Source organism: Actinomadura pelletieri DSM 43383 (genome assembly GCF_003634705.1).
GTDB classification, from domain to species: domain Bacteria; phylum Actinomycetota; class Actinomycetes; order Streptosporangiales; family Streptosporangiaceae; genus Spirillospora; species Spirillospora pelletieri.
In genome coordinates this window covers 685,111-704,523 of record NZ_RBWU01000005.1, presented here as the reverse complement: position 1 = coordinate 704,523, position 19,413 = coordinate 685,111, and the positions used below count along the sequence as shown (strand labels likewise).

The 19,413-nt window shown below is 71.9% G+C and carries 20 protein-coding genes; 9 read left to right on the top strand and 11 right to left on the bottom strand.

Going from position 1 to position 19,413, the window contains the following annotated elements; genetic code table 11:
• Window positions 1–43 precede the first annotated feature (43 nt).
• From BZB76_RS24940 to BZB76_RS24920, 5 genes are read left to right on the top strand one after another with little or no spacing between them, the layout of a single operon-like run.
• Complete coding sequence (locus BZB76_RS24940; RefSeq protein ID WP_246007176.1) at window positions 44–1,051, top strand: ABC transporter substrate-binding protein; 1,008 nt, start codon at window positions 44–46, stop codon at window positions 1,049–1,051.
• A 2-nt stretch (window positions 1,052–1,053) separates the two neighbouring features.
• On the top strand, window positions 1,054–1,863 hold the full coding sequence (locus BZB76_RS24935) for a siderophore-interacting protein (RefSeq protein ID WP_246007175.1): 810 nt from the start codon (window positions 1,054–1,056) through the stop codon (window positions 1,861–1,863).
• On the top strand, window positions 1,853–2,857 hold the full coding sequence (locus BZB76_RS24930; RefSeq protein ID WP_246007174.1) for a FecCD family ABC transporter permease: 1,005 nt from the start codon (window positions 1,853–1,855) through the stop codon (window positions 2,855–2,857). The genes BZB76_RS24935 and BZB76_RS24930 overlap by 11 nt, the downstream gene beginning before the upstream one ends.
• A complete protein-coding gene (locus BZB76_RS24925) occupies window positions 2,854–3,873 on the top strand; it encodes a FecCD family ABC transporter permease (protein ID WP_121436788.1) in 1,020 nt (339 codons plus the stop codon). The genes BZB76_RS24930 and BZB76_RS24925 overlap by 4 nt, the downstream gene beginning before the upstream one ends.
• Window positions 3,870–4,685, top strand: coding sequence for an ABC transporter ATP-binding protein (locus BZB76_RS24920; protein ID WP_121436787.1), 816 nt, complete (start codon window positions 3,870–3,872; stop codon window positions 4,683–4,685). The genes BZB76_RS24925 and BZB76_RS24920 overlap by 4 nt, the downstream gene beginning before the upstream one ends.
• Before the next feature lie 28 nt (window positions 4,686–4,713).
• On the opposite strand, the gene BZB76_RS24915 is transcribed toward BZB76_RS24920, so the two are convergent.
• The 3 genes from BZB76_RS24915 to BZB76_RS24905 form a co-directional block, all read right to left on the bottom strand.
• Window positions 4,714–5,220, bottom strand: a complete 507-nt coding sequence (locus BZB76_RS24915; RefSeq protein ID WP_121436937.1) for a YbhB/YbcL family Raf kinase inhibitor-like protein — start codon at window positions 5,218–5,220, stop codon at window positions 4,714–4,716.
• Window positions 5,221–5,307: 87 nt separating this feature from the next.
• Window positions 5,308–6,102 carry an ABC transporter ATP-binding protein gene (locus BZB76_RS24910; RefSeq protein WP_246007173.1) on the bottom strand — a complete coding sequence of 265 codons (795 nt, stop codon included), beginning with the start codon at window positions 6,100–6,102 and terminating at the stop codon, window positions 5,308–5,310.
• Window positions 6,095–6,994, bottom strand: a complete 900-nt coding sequence (locus BZB76_RS24905; RefSeq protein WP_246007172.1) for an ABC transporter permease — start codon at window positions 6,992–6,994, stop codon at window positions 6,095–6,097. The genes BZB76_RS24910 and BZB76_RS24905 overlap by 8 nt, the downstream gene beginning before the upstream one ends.
• A gap of 179 nt (window positions 6,995–7,173) precedes the next feature.
• On the opposite strand from BZB76_RS24905, the gene BZB76_RS24900 reads away from it, so the two are divergent.
• The 4 genes from BZB76_RS24900 (at window position 7,174) to BZB76_RS24885 (ending at window position 10,706) form a co-directional block, all read left to right on the top strand.
• Complete coding sequence (locus BZB76_RS24900) at window positions 7,174–8,787, top strand: bifunctional phosphatase PAP2/diacylglycerol kinase family protein (protein WP_121436785.1); 1,614 nt, start codon at window positions 7,174–7,176, stop codon at window positions 8,785–8,787.
• Window positions 8,788–8,820: 33 nt separating this feature from the next.
• Window positions 8,821–9,057, top strand: a complete 237-nt coding sequence (locus BZB76_RS24895; RefSeq protein WP_121436784.1) for a DUF6158 family protein — start codon at window positions 8,821–8,823, stop codon at window positions 9,055–9,057.
• A gap of 242 nt (window positions 9,058–9,299) precedes the next feature.
• The gene (locus tag BZB76_RS24890) at window positions 9,300–10,142 is read left to right on the top strand and encodes a VanW family protein (protein ID WP_121436783.1); all 843 of its coding nucleotides are present in this window, start codon (window positions 9,300–9,302) and stop codon (window positions 10,140–10,142) included.
• Window positions 10,143–10,175: 33 nt separating this feature from the next.
• Window positions 10,176–10,706 (top strand): YceI family protein, encoded by a 531-nt coding sequence (locus BZB76_RS24885; protein ID WP_121436782.1) that lies wholly within the window; start codon window positions 10,176–10,178, stop codon window positions 10,704–10,706.
• Here BZB76_RS24885 and BZB76_RS24880 read toward each other — a convergent pair.
• From BZB76_RS24880 to BZB76_RS24845, 8 genes are all read right to left on the bottom strand, one after another.
• Window positions 10,703–11,494 carry a hypothetical protein gene (locus BZB76_RS24880; RefSeq protein ID WP_121436781.1) on the bottom strand — a complete coding sequence of 264 codons (792 nt, stop codon included), beginning with the start codon at window positions 11,492–11,494 and terminating at the stop codon, window positions 10,703–10,705. The genes BZB76_RS24885 and BZB76_RS24880 overlap by 4 nt on opposite strands.
• Window positions 11,491–12,612: a glycosyltransferase family 4 protein gene (locus BZB76_RS24875; protein WP_121436780.1), complete on the bottom strand. Its 1,122-nt coding sequence runs from the start codon at window positions 12,610–12,612 to the stop codon at window positions 11,491–11,493. Before BZB76_RS24875 ends, BZB76_RS24880 begins: the two co-directional genes overlap by 4 nt.
• Complete coding sequence (locus BZB76_RS24870; protein ID WP_246007171.1) at window positions 12,612–13,007, bottom strand: hypothetical protein; 396 nt, start codon at window positions 13,005–13,007, stop codon at window positions 12,612–12,614. The genes BZB76_RS24875 and BZB76_RS24870 overlap by 1 nt, the downstream gene beginning before the upstream one ends.
• Entirely contained in the window at window positions 12,968–13,693 is a 726-nt protein-coding gene (locus BZB76_RS24865; protein ID WP_121436779.1) for a hypothetical protein, read from the bottom strand. The genes BZB76_RS24870 and BZB76_RS24865 overlap by 40 nt, the downstream gene beginning before the upstream one ends.
• Window positions 13,680–14,888 carry a glycosyltransferase gene (locus tag BZB76_RS24860; protein ID WP_246007170.1) on the bottom strand — a complete coding sequence of 403 codons (1,209 nt, stop codon included), beginning with the start codon at window positions 14,886–14,888 and terminating at the stop codon, window positions 13,680–13,682. Before BZB76_RS24860 ends, BZB76_RS24865 begins: the two co-directional genes overlap by 14 nt.
• Before the next feature lie 110 nt (window positions 14,889–14,998).
• The gene (locus tag BZB76_RS24855) at window positions 14,999–15,847 is read right to left on the bottom strand and encodes an SAM-dependent methyltransferase (protein ID WP_121436778.1); all 849 of its coding nucleotides are present in this window, start codon (window positions 15,845–15,847) and stop codon (window positions 14,999–15,001) included.
• 121 nt (window positions 15,848–15,968) lie between these two features.
• Window positions 15,969–17,612: an ABC-F family ATP-binding cassette domain-containing protein gene (locus BZB76_RS24850; protein WP_121436777.1), complete on the bottom strand. Its 1,644-nt coding sequence runs from the start codon at window positions 17,610–17,612 to the stop codon at window positions 15,969–15,971.
• 82 nt (window positions 17,613–17,694) lie between these two features.
• Entirely contained in the window at window positions 17,695–19,389 is a 1,695-nt protein-coding gene (locus BZB76_RS24845; RefSeq protein WP_121436776.1) for a proline--tRNA ligase, read from the bottom strand.
• Window positions 19,390–19,413: the final 24 nt, after the last annotated feature.

Here is a 19,413-nt window from a genome sequence, read left to right as displayed (position 1 = left end):
CCAGCGATATCACCAAGGTTAAGTAAGGCTTACCTTAGTAGCCATGTCTTTTGCCATGACCAGCGCCACCACCAGGGGACTCGCCGCCGTGTGCGCCGCCGCGCTCATGCTGGCGTCCGCCTGCGGATCCGGGAACTCCTCGACGGAGTCCGGCTCCGGCGGAACGCGGGTCTTCGCCGCCGACAACGGAAAGATCAAGATTCCGGCCGAGCCGAAGCGGGTCGTCGCGACCGGCTACGCGGTGCCGGTGCTCATCGAGTTCGGCGCCCCGCTGGTCGGGATCTCCACCTGGAAGCGCGGTATCCCGATGATGAGCGCCGAGGACCGCGCCACCTACGAGAAGCTGGACAAGGTGGCCGGTGAGTCGGCCGCCGAGACCAACTACGAGGCCGTCGCCAAGGCCGACCCCGACCTCATCGTCATCGGGGTGCCGAAGCCCGCCCTCGGCGACATCAACATGAAGCGGCTGGAGTCCGTCGCGCCCGTCGTCGTGCTCGGCCCCGCGTCACCGGCCGACTGGCGGGACCTCTCCCGCCGCCAGGCCGAGGCCGTGGGAAGCGTCGAGGACTACGGCAGGGCCAAGGCCGAGTACGAGCGGAAGGCCGCGACGATCGCGGCCAAGTACAAGGGTGCCCTGGCGGGCCTGAAGTTCGGGCACGTCGGCTCCTATGGCAAGGTGGCGTCCGGGACGTTCATGCGCGAATACGCCCGATCGTGGGGCACCAACGTCGCCGGGGACATCGGCGTCTCCTACTACGGCGAGGTCAAGGAGAAGCGCGGCGGCGGTACCAACGTCTCCGAGTATCCGTCGATCGAGAAGCTGTCCGAAAGCCTGGGGGAGGCCGACGTCATCACCTACACCCTCGAACCGGACGGCACGGTCGGCCCGGCGGTGAAGTACGTCCTCGACTCCGACCTCTGGAAGCGCCTGCCCGCGGTCAAGGCCGGCCGCGTCTACGGCATCCGGTACACGCAGGCGGCGACCTACCCGTCCGCGCTGAAGACGCTGGACGCCCTCGACCAGGCCCTCGCGCCGCTGCTGAAGTCATGAAGATGGACCGCAGCGACCCGCGCGGGCGGGTCGCCGAACACCACCGCTCCGGGACGGGCGTCGCGCGCATCGGCTACCCGATCGAGGTGCGGACGGCCACCGTCGCCCGCCGGGAGCGGCTGACCCCGAACATGCTGCGGCTCACGCTCGGCGGTCCCGGCCTCGCCGGATTCCACAGCTACCAGTGCGACGACCACATCAAGATCGTGTTCCCGGACGCGGATGGAACGCTCCGAACCCCCGTCCCGGGTGACGATCTGGAACTCGACTGGCCGCGCCCGCTGCCACCGACGCGCAAGTACACGGTCCGGCGCTACGACGAGAAGGCCCTCGAGCTCGACCTCGACTTCGTGCTGCATCCCGGTGGGCTCGCCTCCGCCTGGGCGGACGGCGTCCCGGTCGGCGCGCAGGTCACGATCGCCGGGCCGCCCGGCGCCAAGGCGTTCCCGCACAACTACGACCACTACGTGTTCGCGGTCGACGCCACCGCGCTGCCCGCGTTCGCGCGGTGGCTGGAGGAGGCCCCGCCCGGTGCCCGCGCCCACGCGGTGATCGAGACCGACGACGCGGCCGACCACGCCTACCCGCTCGCCGTCCGCGACGGCGTCGAGATCGTGTGGCTCACCCGGCGGGACGGCCGTTCCGAGCTCGCCGACACGGTCCGCGCGCTGCCGCGTCCCGGCGGCCGGACGTTCCTGTTCGCCGCGGGCGAGGCCGACGCGATCAAGCCGCTGCGCGGCTGGAGCAAGGGCCGGGCCGACGCGCTGTTCACCGGCTACTGGAAGCGCGGAGTGGCCGGGCTTGAGGATTGACCTGACCGGGCACGCCACCACCGGGCGGGTCGCGTTCCTCGTGGTGGCCGTGCTGGCGTTGGCGGTGCTCGCGGTCGCGAGCGTGTCCGTCGGCGCCCAGGCCGTGCCGCCGGAGGAGATCTGGCGGGTGTTCACCGGGGGCGCCGGGGCGGAGGCGGAGTCGATCGTCCGCGACATCCGGGGGCCTCGGACGGTCCTCGCCTGTTGCGCCGGCGCGGCCCTGGCCACGGCCGGGACACTGATCCAGACCATGACCCGCAACCCGCTCGCCGAGCCGGGCGTCCTCGGCGTCACCGCCGGCGCCGCCTTCGCGATCACCCTCGGCACGGTGCTCGGGGTGACCGGGTCGCAGCCGTCCCGGATGGCGCTCGCGGTCGGCGGGGCCGCGCTCGCCTCCGTCGCCGTGTACACGGTCGGCCGGACGTTCCCGCTGCGGCTCGTGCTGGCGGGCTTCGCGCTCACCGCCGTCCTGGCCGGGCTGACGCTCGCGCTGCGTCTGCTGTTCCCCGACGCGCTCGACGAGTACCGGTACTGGCACGTCGGGTCGCTGGCGGGCCGGGAGCAGACGCCGCTGGCGCTGCCGCTCGCGGTGATCGTCATCGCTCTGGCCGGGGCCGTGCTCGTGACGCGTCCGCTCGGCGGGCTGATGCTCGGCGACACCGTCGCGCACGCGCTCGGCGCCCGGGTCCGGCGCGTCCGGATCGCCGTGCTCGTGTTGATCACCCTGCTGACCGGTGCCGCCACCGCCGTGGCGGGGCCGATCATCTTCGTGGGACTGCTCGTCCCGCACCTGGCGCGGCGGCCCGCGGCCGGGTCGGTCGCGTGGCTGATGGCGTACACGATGGTGCTCGGGGCGGTGCTGCTCGTCGCCGCCGACATCGGCTCCCGCGTCCTGCTCCCCACGGGCGAGCTGCCCGTCGCCGTCGTCACCGCGTTCCTCGGCGGACCCGCGCTCATCTGGATCGTCCGGCGGCACGGGACGGTGGCCCTGTGAACACGCTGGTCGTGCGCGCGGGCCCAGTGTCGGCGCTGGTGGAGCGGCGGGCGCTGGTCGCCTCCTGCGCCCTCGTCGCCGCCATCGCCGGGCTCGCGCTGGCCGCGCTGTGCCGGGGCGACTCCTGGGACGCGCCCGGCGAGGTCCTGCGCGGGCTGCTCGGCCACGGCGACTCGGCGGTCATCGTCCGGGAGTGGCGGCTGCCGCGCGTCACCGCCGCGATCGTGTTCGGCGCCGCGCTCGGCGCGGCGGGCTCGGTGTTCCAGAACCTCACCCGCAACGCGCTCGGCAGCCCCGACGTCATCGGCCTCGACGCGGGCTCCTACACCGGCGTCCTCATCGCGATCACCCTGTTCGGCGGGACCGCGGCGGGCCTGGCCACCGGCGCGCTGGCGGGCGGGCTCGTCACCGCCGCCGCCGTCTACGCGCTGGCGTTGCGGTCCGGGGTCAGCGGGCTGCGGCTCGTCGTCGTCGGGATCGCCGTGAACGCCATGTTGACCGCGACGAACTCCTGGATCGTGCTGCGCGCCGACCTGGACGTCGCCATCGCCGCGACCGGCTGGCAGGCGGGCACCCTCAACGGCGTCGAATGGGCGGGCCTGCGGCTTCCGCTCATCGTCATCGGCGTGCTCGCGGTGCTGCTGGCCGCGCTGTCGCAGGGCATGCGGCAGGCGGCGCTCGGCGACGACCTCGCCGCCGCGTCCGGGCTCGGCCTCGGCCGGTTCCGGTTCCTCGCGGTGCTGGCCGGGGTGGGGCTGACCGCGGGCGTCACCGCCGCCGCCGGACCGATCGTGTTCGTCGGACTCGTCGCCCCGCAGATCGGCCGCCGGATCGCGGGTGCCGCCGGGGTGCCGCCGCTGCCCGCCGCGCTGACCGGCGCGGCGCTGCTCCTCGCCGCCGACCTCGTCGCCCAGACCGTCCTGTCGCCCGTCCAGCTCCCGGTCGGCGCCGTGACGACGGTGCTCGGCGGAGGTTACCTCTGCCTGCTGCTCTTCAAGGAGGTCGAACGGGGATGAAGGGACGGCTCACCGCCCGCGACGTCACCCTCCGCTACGGCGACCGGGTCGTGTCGGCGGACCTGGACCTCGACGTCCCGGACGGCGCGTTCACCGCCATCGTCGGCGCCAACGCGTGCGGCAAGTCGACGCTGCTGCGCTCGTTCGCCCGGCTGCTCGCGCCGTCGTCCGGCCGGATCGCCTTCGACGGACGGGACGTGCGAGACTACCGCCCGAAGACCATCGCCCGGGAGATCGCGTTCCTGCCGCAGGACGTCGTCGCGCCGGAGAACATGGTCGTCCGGCAGCTCGTCGCCCGTGGCCGCTACCCGCACCAGACGCTCCTGTCGACCTGGTCGGCGGACGACGAACGCGCCGTCACCGCCGCGATGACCGCCGCGGGCGTCACCGACCTGGCGGAGCGGCGCATGGAGAACCTGTCCGGCGGGCAGCGGCAGCGGGTGTGGATCGCGATGGTGCTGGCCCAGGAGACTTCCTACCTGCTGCTGGATGAGCCCACCACGTTCCTCGACATCACGCACCAGTACCAGCTCCTCGCGCTGCTGGCCCGGCTGCGCGACGACGGCCGGACGATCATCGCGGTGCTGCACGACGTCAACCAGGCGTGCCGGTTCGCCGACCACATCGTCGCGATGCGCGACGGCCGGGTCGTCGCCGCGGGCGCGCCCGCCGACATCGTCGACGCCGCCCTGATCAAGGAGGTGTTCGACCTGTCCTGCGTGATCACGCCCGACCCGGTCACCGGCACCCCGATGATCGTTCCGACCGGGGAGTACGCGGGATCGGGTAGCCGAGCGAAGCTCGTCCGTTGAATGGCGGTGGGTGGGGGCTGGAGGACGGTCAGGTCCCGTGGATCCCGATGAGCGTGGCGCGGGCGAGGGTGTGGGCGGTGATGTTGAAGCCCACGGCGGCCGGAGGCGTGTCGGAGCCGAGACCGAGTGACTCCACGTCCAGCGCGTGGACGGTGAACACGTAGCGGTGCGGGTCGCCGGGCGGCGGGGCGGCCCCGCCGAAGTCCTTGGTGCCGAAGTCGTTGCGGGCGTGCACACCGACCTTGGCGTCCTCGGTTCCGGCGCCGGTGGGCAGTTCCGTGACGTCCGCCGGGATGTCGAACAGCGACCAGTGCCAGAAGCCGCTGCCGGTCGGCGCGTCCGGGTCGAAGCACGTCACCGCGAAGCTCTTCGTCCCGGCGGGGAAGCCCGACCAGCGCAGGTGGGGGGACACGTTGCCGCCGTCGTACACCTGGCCGTCCGCGAGACGCTCACCATCGGTGACGTCGTCGCTCGTCACGGTGAACGACGGGACCTCGGGCAGAAAGTCGTGCGGAAGCGGCGGCCTACCGGCCATGATGCCCTCCTCATGGGACTCGATGAGAAACGTGGAGCGATGTCCCCTCATCTTTACCAGGGGCGCCTCAGGGCAGGACGGCTCCGGTCACTTCCCGGTCGCCTCGACGTAGGCGGCGACGACCTCCTCGGGGTCGCCGTCCATGTGCATCCGGCCCTCGTCGATCCAGATGACGCGGTCGCACATCTCCTTGATCGTGTCGAGCTGGTGGGCGACGAGGAACACCGCGCCCGCCTCCTTGCGCAGCTCGTCGATCCGGCGCTTGCTCTTGGTCCGGAACTTGGCGTCACCGGTGGCGAGGGCCTCGTCGATCAGCAGGACGTCATGGGTCTTGGCCGCCGCGATCGCGAACCGGAGCCGGGCGCCCATGCCGGACGAGTACGTCCGCATCGGATACTGGATGAAGCCCTCTTTCAACCCGGCGAAGTCGACGATCTGCTGGTACCGGGACCTGGTCTCCGTCGGGGACATGCCCATCGCCAGGCAGCCGAGGACGATGTTGCGCTCGCCGGTGAGGTCCTTCATCAGGGCCGCGTTCACGCCGAGCAGGGACGGCTGCCCGTCGGTGTAGACGCCGCCGCTGTGCGGGGGCAGCAGCCCGGCGATGGCCTTCAACAGCGTCGACTTGCCGGAACCGTTGGTGCCGATGATGCCGACTGCCTCGCCCCGGTAGACGACGAACGACAGGCCCTTGATCGCGTGGACCTCCGTCATCGACGGACGGTTCCGGCGACGCACCACCCGCGCGAACGCCGACGCCGCGTTGCCCTTGCCGCCCGCGCCGTACACCCGGTAGATGATGTGCAGATCGTCGACGACGACGATCGGCTCCCGGTTCGGGTCGATCTCCACGCTGTTCCCGCGCACCTTCGTGTCAGCCACGGCCGTACCGCTCCTCGGCTTTGTAGAAGTACAGGAACCCGCCGACCAGCATCACCACGGACCAGATCCCGGCGGTCAGCCACAACTGACCCACGTCCATGGGGTACTTGCGATCGATGTACTCGCGGTAGTCGCTGAGCAGCACGTGCCTGCTCAGTTCCAGGTAGATGTACGCCGGGTTGAGCTGGAGCAGCTCGCCGAGGATGGGGTACTGGGAGAGCTTGGAGCCCTTCTCCAGCAGCGACGGCAGGCTGAAGATCACACCGGACGCGTAGAGCCAGGTGCGCATGACGAACGGCAGGAGCTGCGTGACGTCGCGGTTGAACGCGCCGATCCGCGCCATCACCATGCTGATGCCCACGTTGAACATGAGCTGGAGCATCACCACGGGCACGAACAGCAGCAGGTACAGGCTGAGCGGCTCGCCGTAGGCGAACACGATCGCGAACAGCACGCCCAGCGACAGCAGCAACTGCTGGAGCTCGACGACGGCGATCGCGAGCGGCAGCGTCGCCCGCGGGAAGTGCAGCGCCCTGATCAGCGACAGGTTGTCGCCGACGGACTTGGCGCCCGAGGTGACCGACCGCTGTGTGAAGCCGAACAGGAAGACGCCGGTCACCAGGAACGGGATGAAGTCCGGCAGCCCGCGGCTGAGGCCGAGCAGCAACCCGAAGATCAGGTAATAGACCGCCGCGTTCAGCAGCGGCGTGAGGACCTGCCACACCTGGCCGAGCCGCGAGTCGCTGTACAGCGAGATGTTCTTCGCGGACGCGAACGCCCAGATGAAGTTCCGGCGTGCCCACACGCTCTGGAGGTACTTGCCGAGCGGGGGGCGCGCGGCGCTCTGCCTCAGCCCGTGGCGGGCGGCGTAGTCGGCCAGCTTCTCGTTCACGTGAGGAGGCTCCGCGATCGTTCCGACCGACTCACCACCCGGGGAACCGAGCCGTTCCGGGTGACTCATGCCGCGAAGCCTATTGCAGTCGCCGAGTCCGGAGTGACGTACACCCTCATGTGACCCCTGATTTGAGATCTTTGCGGAATCATGTCGCCGTCCCTGGGGATACCCGGGGCATGCGCGTCAACCGTTCACGGCGTCCCCACGCGGGTGCCGCCGCGCCGACCTGGCCCGTCCCGCCGCGCCGCCACCGGACGGCGCCCGAGCCGCGTCGTGGCCTGCTGCGCAGGCTCGGACGGGTGGACCGGTGGGCGTTCGACCGGGTCGCGGCGGCACGGCTGCGCGGGCTTGAGTACGTCCTGCCGAGGCTGTCGAGGTTCGCCGACCACGGCGTCCTGTGGTTCACGACCGCGGGTGTGCTGGGGGCCACCGGACGGGCCCGGCTGCGGCGGGCCGCGCTGCGCGGCTCCATCGCGATCGCGGTGGCGAGCCCGGCGGTGAACCTGCTCGGCAAGCAGGCGTTCCGCCGCAAGCGGCCCGTCGTCGACCTGGTGCCGCCGATCCGGATCCGGTGGAAGCTGCCGACGTCGCACGCGTTCCCGTCCGGGCATTCGGCGTCGGCGGCGGCGTTCGCGACCGGTGTCGCGCTGGAGGCGCCGCGCCCGGTGGCCGTGCCGGTCGCGGCGACGGCGGCGGCGGTCGCGTTCTCCCGCGTCTACACCGGCGCGCACTACCCGGGCGACGTGCTGGCGGGCGTGGGGATCGGCGCGCTGGCGGCGCTCGGCACGCGCATGGTGTGGCCCGCGCGCCCTCCGGTGGCCCGCGTGACCCGGAGCGAGGACGCGAAGGGCCTGGTCAGCGAGGACGGCGACGGGCTGGTCGTGGTCGTCAATCCCGGATCGGGCGGTGTCGGAGGCGCCACCGCGGCGATCCTGCCGGGCCGCCCGGATCCGGTGGTCGAGCTGCTCCGACGGGAACTGCCCGCGGCGAAGATCGTCCGGCTCGGGCAGGACGAGGACGTCGACAAGGTGTTCGGCGAGGCCGCCCGGCGGGCCGCGGTGCTCGCGGTCGTCGGCGGGGACGGCACCGTGAACGCGGGAGCGCGCGCCGCGCTGAAGCACGATGTGCCGCTGCTCGTCGTCCCCGGCGGGACGTTCGACCATTTCGCCCGCGCGCTCGGCGTGGAGTCGGTGACCGACGCGGTCGCCGCGTACCGGGACGGACGACTCGGCCACGTGGACGTGGCATTTGTCACACCCGTCAGCGGTACGGCGGCGGACAAGGAGGAACGGCTCTTCCTCAACACGGCGAGCTTCGGAGCCTACACCGAGCTGGTCGACCGGCGAGAACGGCTGGAGAAGCGCCTCGGGAAGTGGCCGGCGCTCGCGGTCGCCGCCGTCCGCACGCTGCGGCACTCCGAACCGGTCGAGGTGACCGTGGACGGCCGGGACCGCCGCGTGTGGCTGGCGTTCGTCGGGAACTGCGCGTACGGGTCGCGCGGCGCCGCCCCCACCTGGCGCGACCGGCTCGACGACGCGCGGCTCGACATACGGATGGTCGCGACCGGGCGCCGGGTTCCCCGCGTCCGCGCGGTCGCCGCCGTCCTGGTCGGGCACCTGCACATCACGCCCGGGTTCCGCGCGTGGCGGGCCTCCGGGCTGGAGCTGGCGTCCCGGTCGGGCGGGCTGCGGATCGCCCGGGACGGTGAGGTGTCGTCCTCGCCGGGGCCGGTGCGGTTCGGCAAGCACCCCCGCGCCCTCGCGGTGTTCACGCCGGTCGCCTCCGGGTAGGGGACGAGGCGCCCGCGGAGGAGGAGGCAGCACATGACGACCGATGACACCGAACCGGGGGTCGACCCCGGCGACCTCACCGACGACGACCTGTTCCGTGAGCTCGCGCACCTGTACGCGACGCGGATGGACGCCCTCAGACACGCCGCCGACCAGGCGTACGGGGAGCACACGCGCCGGATGAACCAGCTGGAGGCCGAGTATCTCCGCCGGTGGCCGGGCCGCGAGATCGACCCCGAGCGGCTGCGGGAGGGCGCGCGGGCCCGCTGACGTGCCTGGATTCGCTGTTGTCCGGGTGTTGTTCGCGCAAAGACGCGGGCGTGTCGGGCCGGCCCGGGGGAGGGTTCGTTGCGGGATCCCCGTCGGGGGATCCGCGGGGGGTGTGGAGTTTCGTGAGGCGGACCCGGACCGGCGGGGGGAGACGACCCGGCCGGAGGAGGCCCGGTGGCGCGAGGGCCCAGGACACGAGAGCCGGTGGCGGAAAGGGACGGTTCCATGCACGGCAGCCGGAGTTGCGGGACTGCGTCCGGCAGTGGTGGCCGCTCGTCGCGGGCGCGCTGGCGACGACCGGGCTTCTGTTGGGTGCTTACCTGGGGCTCGCGCGGGGGTCCGGCGCGTCCACGGCGCAGGCCGACCGTCAGCAGGTGCCGCGGAACGACGCCTTACCGGTGAAGGCGGTCCCCGACCGGGGAACGCGCGCGGAGCCGATGAGCACTTACACGACCTGGTTCGAGCCCGGAGAACCACGGGTGCGCAACATCGCGCTCGCCGCCGAGATGCTGGACGGGCACGTCGTCGCGCCGGGCACGACGTTCTCGTTCAACGATGTCGTCGGCCCGCGCACCGAGAGCCGCGGCTACGTGCCCGCGCCCGCCATCATGGGATCGCGGCTGGTGAACGATGTGGGCGGCGGCGTCTGCCAGGTGTCTTCGACGCTGTTCAACGCGGTCTTCCGCGCGGGGTTGGACATCCGGAAGGCGCGCGCGCACTCGATGTACATGCCGGAGTATCCGGAGGGGCGAGAGGCGGCCGTGTCGTACCCGGGCCTCGACTTCACCTGGCGGAACGACACGAGACGTCCCGTGCGCATCGAGGTGGTGCACGGCGCGTCGTCGCTGACGGTGAACCTGTGGGGCGAACGCCGCTACCAGGTGAGGTCCAGGTCGTCCGAGCGGTACGGGGTCACGCCGTTCGGCACGGGTTCCGGACGCGGGTGGGACTGCGTGCCCACCCGCGGGCGCAACGGTTTCGAGATCGACGTGTGGCGGACGCTGCTGCGGGACGGCCGCCAGGTCCGCCGGGAGAAGTTCCACACCGAGTACCGTCCACAACCCAAGGTGACCTGCCTGGAGTGAGACGTTCGGGCGGGCGCGTGTCATGGTGAACAGATGGCAGTACGAGAAGGAACGTACGAGCTGGGACCGGACAACGGTCGCCTGCTGGTCAGGACGGGCCGCAGCGGGCTCGGCCGGCGGGCGGGCCATGACCTGATCCTGGAGGCCACGCGCTGGTCGGCGACGGTCCAGGCCCGCGAGCCGCTGGACACCTCGTCGGTCGAGGTGGTCGTCCCGCCGGACGGGCTTGAGGTCCGCGCGGGCACCGGCGGCGTCAAACCGCTGACCGACCAGGACCGCGCGGAGATCGAGAAGACCCTGGGCAAGGTTCTGGACACCCGGCGACACCCGGAGATCACGTTCACGTCGACGAACGTCGGCACCGACGCCATCGAGGGCGACCTGAAGATCATGGGGCGGGTGAAACCCGTCCGGGTGACGGCCGCCCTGGAGGGCGACGTGGTGCGCGGTTCCGCCACCGTGACGCAGAGCCGATGGGGCATCAAGCCGTACTCGGCGTTCTTCGGGGCCCTCAGGCTCGCCGACGACGTCGAGGTGGAGTTCGAGGTGACGCTCCCCGCCTAGCGCGGAACCGTTTCCCGTCTGGCTCGGGACGCGCGGGCGAACTGGTCGTCCAGGCTGCGCGGAAACGGCAACATACGGTGCATGTGTCGCCACGGTTCGTATTGGCGGACGGCGTTGAACCCGGCGGCGGTCACGACGCGTTCCACGTTCGGACCCGGCGGGCAGGCCGGGTAGGCGTCCAGGTGCGCGACTCCCGGTGGCAGACCGTCCGGCCTCCGCGGCGACACCAGCGTCATCGGGGGTCGGACGCCCTCGACGGCCGCCATGTCCCGCGCGTAGGCGACGAGTTCGAGCGTCTCCGCGTCGGGCCCGCTGTGGACGATGAGCCAGCCGTCCACGTCGAGCGGCTCCGCCGGTGGGTCGGCGAGCGTCAGCGGGACGACCTCCGTGGAGACCGAACACAGGTAGGCGTGGTGCGCGGGGTCCAGGGGTTCGAGGACGAACGTGCGGTCGAAACGCGGCGGGTCGGCGGGAAGCAGCGGCCGGTAGGCGTCCCAGCGCAACAGCCGCGCCAGATGGGTGACCCGCGGGCCCGCCGGTCGCGCGCCCGCCGGAACGCCCGTCAGCTCGCCCCTCAGCCCGGCGGGGAAGGCGTCGACGATCACCTCGTCGGCGGCCACGCCGTCGAGGGACGACACGACGTGCCAGCCGCCCGTGACACGCGGATCCGCCGCGAACGGGGAGGCCGTCGCCACGGTCACGGGACCGTCCCGGCGCAGCGTGTGCAGGACGGAGCGCAGGCGCGTCAGATGCCCGAGCCCGTCCCCGGCCGCGTAGCAGGCGATCAACGGACCGCGTCGAGGACGGCGAGGTACCCGGCGGTCTCCGCGGCCGGGGTGAAGTCGCGCCGGATCCGCTCCGCCGCGGCGGCGCCGAGCCGCGCGAGGTCCGCGTCGGCCGCCCGCGCGGCCCGGTCGATCGCCGCGCGGCAGGCGTGCGCGTCACCCGCGCGGAACACGAAGCCGATCTCGTCGTCGGCCACGTCCGCGAGCCCGCCGCCGTCCGAGGCGATCAGCGGCACGCCGAGTGCCGCCGCCTCCAACGCCACGTTCGGCATCCCGTCGTAGAACGACGGCAGGGCGACCAGGTCGCAGCTCGCGTACACGGCGGGAAGCTCGTAGCGGTCGAGGAACGGCAGGAACGAGTGCGGTACCGAGTCCGCGCGGGCGCCGAGCCACTCCTGCACGGACTCCTCGACCTCGCCGACCAGCAGCAGATGGAACGCCTCGGCGTGCCCGGACGCGGCCAACGCGTCCAGGAAGAACCCGACGCCCTTCTTGACCTTGAGCTGCCCGATGAGCCCGACCGTGCGGCGCCCCGCACGGACGTGCTCGTCCCGCCACGCCAGACCCCGTTTCCGCTCGGACGGCAGGATCCGCCAGTGCGCGGTGTCGACGCTGTTGGCGACGAACGTCACCGCCGTGTCCGGCGCGAGCGCGGTCACCAGCGGAATGTGCGAACGCGCGACGACGCACACGCGGGCCGAGGCGCGCAGCGCGTCCGTCAGCACGCCGCGCCGCCGCATCGAGAACGCGCCGACGTCGATGTCGTTGCCGCGCAGCAGCGTGACCAGCGGCGCGTCCAGCAGCGCGGACAGGACGGGCGCCGCGAGCAGCGCGTACACGCCGCCGAACGCGACGACATGGTCGTAGCCGGTGAGGTCCTCGGCGGTGAGGGTCGTCCACAGGCGCCGCAGCGCGTTCTCGGCGTCGTCGCCGAGCGGGGCCGTGACGAGCCGCCCGCCGTGCTCGCGCGTGACGCCCCACGGGCTCGCTCGGCGCGTCAGATGCGCCACGTCGACCTCGACGCCGGCGCCGCGCAGCCCCCGGACGATCCGGTCGCACGACTGGGACATGCCGCCCCGGCTCGGCGGATAGTGCTCGGTGATCCACAGGACGCGGGGCATCAGCTGTCCACGAATCCCGTGTCGTCGTCCGGCCCCCAGTCGCCGCCGTGCGCGTAGTCGTCGCCCGGGTCGAACGCCCCGCGGTCGTACTCGTCGAACGAGGCGTACCAGGTCGCGTCGGTGTAGGCGTGGGAACTGCTCTGGTAGTAGTGGCGGCGGTATCCGGTCGTCCACGCCGGCTCGTGCGGGTCGTGCGTCCCGTAGCCCTGTGCCGCCGCGCACTCGGGGCACAGCCCGCCCGGCCCGGCGTGCGCGGCGCAGACGGGACGGCCGCACCGCCCGCACGACGCGACCGCCGCCTGCCCGCAGCGGCCGAGCACGAAGAACCCGGTGGTCACCTGGCAGCGGGTCACCGTCACCGGGCCCTCCTCGCCGCCGTGCCCGGCGGCGTCCACCGGAACGGCTCCGTCGACACGTGCAGGATCCGGTCGATCATGGCCTGGTCCTCCAGCGGTCCCGGGAACTTGCCGTTGGCGCGGATCACCATCCGGGCGCCCCGCTTGACCCGCACCCTGATCCAGCGGGGCGGCGGCGCGGTGGGCGGCCGGACGACCGCGTCCTTCGCCAGCCGCCTGGTGACCCGCACGATCTGCACCGTCTTCGACTTGCTCTTGAGCTTGACCTTGCCGCGTGCGTTCTTGCGGTACTTGCGATTCCTGATCCGGTCGGTGACGTCGAGTTCGACGACGCTGCCGTCGCGCAGCTCGGCCCGTATCCGCAGCCACGGGTCGACCACGTACCACTGCCGCATCGCCGAGATCGGATGCTGGGTGGGCACGTGCTGCTCCGGCCCCTTCTTCTCCGGGACGTTGGAGCCCCGCATGTCCGCGGCGACCGACAGCACCCCGTCGGGCGGCATGTCGGCGGCGAGGATCCGCAGCATCGGCACCAGGACGCCCGGGACCCGCTTCGGCAACCGCCATCGGCGCCGCCGCACCTCGGCGCCGTGCCGCGCGAGACTTTGGATCACCGGCTCCCAGTCGTCCCGCCGCAGCGACACCGAGCAGGCGCGCTCCAGGATCAGCGCCCGGTGCAGCGGGTGGAACCGCTCGATGGCGGCCTTCTGCTTACGCCAGAACATCGCGAACCACCTGTCGATCCGATGGCGCGATCGTACGGTAGACCTCGGCCAGCAGAGCCCGTGACCGCGCCCAGGTCAGGCCCCGCTCAATGCGTTCGCGGCCGCGTCGTCCCATCGCGGCGGCCTCGTCCGGATACTCCAGCAGGATCCGGACGGCCCTGGCCAGTTCGGCGGGACGGTCGGCCGGGACGAGCCGTCCGTGCACGCCGTCCGCCATCAGCTCCCGTACCGCCGGAAGGTCGGACGCCACCACCGGCACGCCCGCCGCCATCGACTCGATGACCTTCAACGGCGCGCAGCCCTGGTCGAGGTTGCGGGCGCAGCCGGTCAGCGGCGCCACGGACGCCTCCGCGTGCGCGAGCCACGCCGCCACCTCGGAGTGCGGCAGCGTGAACCGCCAGTCGACCCGGTCGGCGACCCCGAGCCGCTCGGCCAGCCGCCGCACCGGCTTCGCCCGCCGCTCCGGGACGGACGCGCACACCACGAGCCGCAGGCCGTCCAGGTCGGCGAGCCGCGCGAACGCGCGCATCAGCACGTCCAGGCCCTGCCAGGGCTGCAACGCGCCGACGTACACGATGTAGCGTTCGGGCGCGTCCACGGGACGCTCCGCCGGCCCGGGGACCTCCGCGCCGTTCGGCACCAGATGGATCTTCGCCTCCGGGACGCCGAACCGCCGCACGGCCGCGCCGATCACCGCCGAAGGCACCACGATCGCGTCGCTGCGCTCCAGACAGAACCGTTCCAGCTCCCGGACCTTGGCGAGCGTCCCGGGCGCCGCCCACGGCCAGGTGTGCGCCATCTCGATCGACGGGAGCCCGTTGACCTCGTACACCACGCGGTGGCGGCGGCCGTCCGCGACGGCCGGTAGAGCGCTCCACGGATCCCGGACGTGGCAGACCTCCAGGGTGTCGCGGTGCGGTTCGAGATGCGCCGCGACCCACCGGGAGAACGCCTCGGCCCGGTCGATCAGGTTCGGCACCGGCGTGTCGAAGCGGGCGACCTCCCGCGTCCCCTCCCGTTGGTACCGGGGCAGGTCGGCGCCGCCGATCACGGCGAGCAGCCCGCCCCCGAACCGGGCGAACAGCTCGTCGGCCATCTGCGCGATGTGCACCGCCGAGCCCTTGCTGGACGGAAACCGATCGAACGCGACATAGGCGGCCCTGTGCCCCGCGCCGCCCCCGTGAACCACCCGCACCCGGGCACTTTATCCGTCTCCGGTGAAACAGGGTGGAGCACCACGCGAGCGTCGGGCTCATACCTGAGCCCATACCGGGGCCGACACCAGGGCCCACACCAGGGCCTGTGTCAGGGTTTGCGGGCCATTCCGCCGTAGCCGTGGACGTGAGGGGGTTCGCCCGTCGAGGGGTCCGGCCGCCAATGGGAGACCGAGACGACGCCCGGCTCCAGCATCTCCAGACCGTCGAAGTACCCCGCGATCTGCTCGGGGCTGCGCAGGGTGTACGGCTGCGCTCCGGACTCGGCGTACTTCTCGGTGCTGCGCCTGGCCTGCTCGGACGTGTCGGAGGAGTCCCACACGACGAGGAAACTGCCCGACGGCACGCCCGCCATCGTGTCGGCCACGATCTGCTTGGCCGTCTCGTAGTCCGGACAGAACCCCAGGACGCCCATGAACATCACCGCGATGGGCCGCTTGAAGTTCAGGACGTTCGCGGCCTCCTCAAGGATCCGCCGCGGCTCGTGGAAGTCGGCGTCGAGGTAGCCGGTGACCCCCTCCGGCGTGGTTCCGCGCATCAGGGCGCGCGCGTGCACGAGCACCATCGGGTCGTTGTCGACGTACACGACACGTGAGTCGGGAGCGACCTGCTGGGCGACCTGATGGGTGTTGGACTCGGTGGGCAGCCCGGCGCCGATGTCGAGGAAGTTGCGGATGTTCTCCTCGGTCGCCAGGTACTTCACGGTGCGGCTCAGAAACCGGCGGCCCTCCTTGGCCTCTTCGAAGATCTCGGGATGCAGTGCCGCGGTGGCGTCGCCGACCGCCCGGTCGACCTCGTAGTTGTCCTTGCCGCCGAGCCAGTAGTTCCACGTCCGTGCGGGGGAGGGGATGTCGGTCCTGAACCGTGCCTGGACGTCCTCGGGCAGGCGGGGGGCGGAGTGCGCGGATGAGCCGCCGGGGGTGGTACCGGATGGGGGCATGGTCGGCTCCTCTGTTCTTGACCGCTGAGAAGGATCTTACGTTTCACCGACCGGCGCGTGAACCGGCGCCGAATTCCGTCCGCGCGTTCCGGACCGTTCCGTCAGACACACCTCGCCCTCCTCAACGTGGACGGGACACCCGGGCCTCGTCCCAGACCGGTTCCGGGGACTCGTAGACGGAACCGTCGGCGCCGAACACCAGGAAACGGTCGAAGGATCGCGCGAACCAGCGGTCGTGGGTCACCGACATGACGGTGCCCTCGTAGGACTCCAGGCCTTCCTGAAGGGCCTCCGCGCTGGCCAGGTCGAGGTTGTCGGTGGGCTCGTCCAGGAGGAGGAGCGTGGCGCCGCCGAGTTCCAGGAGAAGGATCTGGAGACGGGCCTGCTGACCGCCAGAAAGGGTCTCGAAGCGCTGTTCCGCGCAGTGCTGGAGTTCGTATCGGGCCAGGTCGCTCATCGCGTTGTCGCGCAGCCGGGCGTGCTCGGTCATCACGATCTCGCACGGGGTACGTCCGGCCAGGTCCGGCCGCGCGTGGGTCTGCGCGAAGAGACCGGGGACGACGCGCGCCCCGAGACGTGCCGTGCCGGTGTGGGCGACGGGCGCCGTCGGGGTCGCGCCGCGCGGAAGCGTCTCGGCGATGGTGGCGAGAAGCCGCAGGAAATGCGACTTGCCCGAACCGTTGGAGCCGAGGACGGCGACGCGTTCGCCGTACCAGATCTCGGTGTCGAACGGCTTCATCAGACCGGTCAGTTCGAGGCCCTCGCAGATCACCGAGCGTTTGCCGGTACGGCCGCCGCGCAGGCGCATCTTCAGGTTCTGGTCCCGGGGCGGGTTCTCCGGGGGGCCCGCCTCCTCGAACTTGCGCAGGCGTGTCTGCGCCGCTCGGTAGCGGGACGCGAAGGAGTCGTTCGTGCTTGCCTTGACCTTGAGGTTGTTGACGAGTTCCTTGAGCCTCGCGTGTTCCTCGTCCCAGCGGCGGCGCAGTTCCTCCAGGCGTTCGTTGCGGTCGCGGCGGGCGGCGGCGTAGGTGGAGAAACGGCCGCCGTGGATCCAGACGCGGGACGCCTCGACGGTGACGATGCGGTCGGCGGAACGGTCGAGGAGTTCACGGTCGTGGGACACGAGAAGGACCGTCTTGGACGTCTCGCGCAGCTTCTCCTCAAGCCATCGCTTGCCCGGCACGTCGAGATAGTTGTCGGGCTCGTCCAGAAGGAGGACCTGGTCGGGGCCGCGCAACAGCGCCTCCAGCGCCAGACGTTTCTGTTCGCCGCCGGACAGCGTGCGCACCTCGCGCCACCGACAGGAGTCGTACGAGACCCCGAGGGCCGCGACACAGCACGCGTCCCAGAGGACCTCGATCTCGTAGCCGCCCGCGTCGCCCCACCCGGACAGGGCCGTGGCATAACGGAGCTGGGTCGGTTCGTCGTCGCGTTCCATCATCGCCAGTTCGGCCGCCTCGACCGCGGCCGCCGCATCGCGGACCCGGGGCGGCGCGACGGAAAGCAGCAGGTCATGGACGGACGAGTCGTCCCGCATCCCCCCGACGAACTGCCGCATCACGCCGAGCCCGCCGCTGTGCGCGACCGTGCCCTCCTGCGGGGCGAGGTCCCCGGCGATCAACCGCAGAAGCGTCGTCTTCCCCGCCCCGTTCGGGCCGACGAGCGCGGCGACCGCGCCTTCCCCGACGCGGAATGACACGTCGTCCAGCAGGATGCGGCCGTCCGGCAGAACATGACGAACGTGACCGACCTCGACGTGTCCCATGGCGCCGAGTCTCGAAAAGGCCGACTGCCGCGTCAAGCCAATTTCGGCGCCCGGCGACCGGTCCCCTCGCGGGCCGGTGGGCTCAGTTCGTGAGCAGCGAACGGACGTGGGACGCGACGGACGCCAACGGAACCTTGACCGTCTCGCCGGTGGCGCGCGTGGTGATCTCGGCCGTTCCGTCGGCGAGGCCGCGGCGGCCCACGGTGACGCGGAACGGGATCCCGGTCAGTTCGACGTCCCGGAACTTCACGCCCGCGCGTTCGGGACGGTCGTCGACGACCGTCTCGACACCGGAGGAGGTGAGCGACGTGTAGACGTCCTCGGCGGCCTGGGCGACGTCGGCGTCGTCCGACTGCGCGGCCACGACGGCGACCTGGAACGGGGCGACGGACAGGGGCCAGACGATGCCCCGGTCGTCGTGGTGGTTCTCGACGATCGCGGCCATCGCGCGTTCGATGCCGATGCCGTAACTCCCCATGATCACCGGGACGCGACGGCCGTCCGGGGCGAGGACCTCGGCGCCGAGCGCGCGGGCGTAGCGGTCACCGAGCTTGAAGATATGGCCGACCTCGATGGCCCGCTGGATCTCCAGGGGTTCCCCGCAGCGGACACAGGGCTCGCCCGCCGCGACCTCGCGCAGGTCCGCCCACAGACCGACGTCGAGGTCGCGGTCGACGTCGACGCCGCGCAGGTGGACGTCGTCGGTGTTGGCGCCGGTGAACATGGCCCGGCGACCGCGCAGCGACTCGTCCGCGATCACCGGGAGCGACACGCCCACCGCCCCGAGACTGCCCGGCAGCGCGCCGAGGGCGTCCCGGATCTCGGCCGGGTCGGCGGCGCGCACCGCGGTCGCGCCCGTCGCGTCCACGAGCTTCTGCTCGTTAAGGGGGTGGTCGCCGCGGAGGAGGACGAGCGTCAGCGTGCCGTCCAGGATGTGGACGAGGGTCTTGATCTGGCGGTCGGCGGGCGCGTCGTAGGCCAGCAGGTCCTCGATGGTGCGGACGCCCGGAGTGTCGAAACGCTCGGGGGCCGGGAGGCCGGGCTCGTCGGAGGCGGCCGGCAGGACGGACGTCGCGCGTTCGATGTTCGCCGCGTACCCGCAGGCGGGGCAGTGGACGAGACGGTCCTCCCCGACGCCGGACGGGCACATGAACTCGGTCGAGCCGGAACCGCCCATGGTGCCGCTGGACGCCTCGCACGCCAGCGCCGGAATGCCGAGCCGCTCGAAGATCCGCGTGTAGGCGCCGTGGTAGGCGTCGAACGAGACGTCCAGACCGGGCCGGTCGATGTCGAAGCTGTAGGCGTCCTTCATCGTGAACTCGCGGGTTCGCATGAGGCCGCCCTTGGGGCGCGGCTCGTCCCGGAACTTCGTCTGGAACTGGTACCAGTGCTGTGGAAGCTGCCGGTAGGAGTTCAGCTCCCCGGCGACCGTCGCGAATATCTCCTCATGCGTCATGCCGAGGGCGTGGTCGGCGCCGCGCCGGTCCGTGAGCCGGAACATCTCCCGGCCCATCAGCTCCCAGCGGCCGGAGCGCTGCCACGGCTCGGCCGGGTGCAGGGCGGGCAGCAGCATCTCCTGCGCGCCGATCGCGTCCATCTCCGCCCGCACGATCGCGATGATCTTGGCGCGGACACGGACGGCCAGCGGCAACAGAGAGTAGTGCCCGGCGGTGAGCTGCCGGATGTAGCCCGCGCGCAGCAGCAGCCGGTGGCTCGGCGCGTCGGCCTCGGCCGGATCGTCACGGAGCGTGGGCGCGAACATCTGGGACCAGCGCATCCCGCGAGAGTAGCGAAGGCGCCC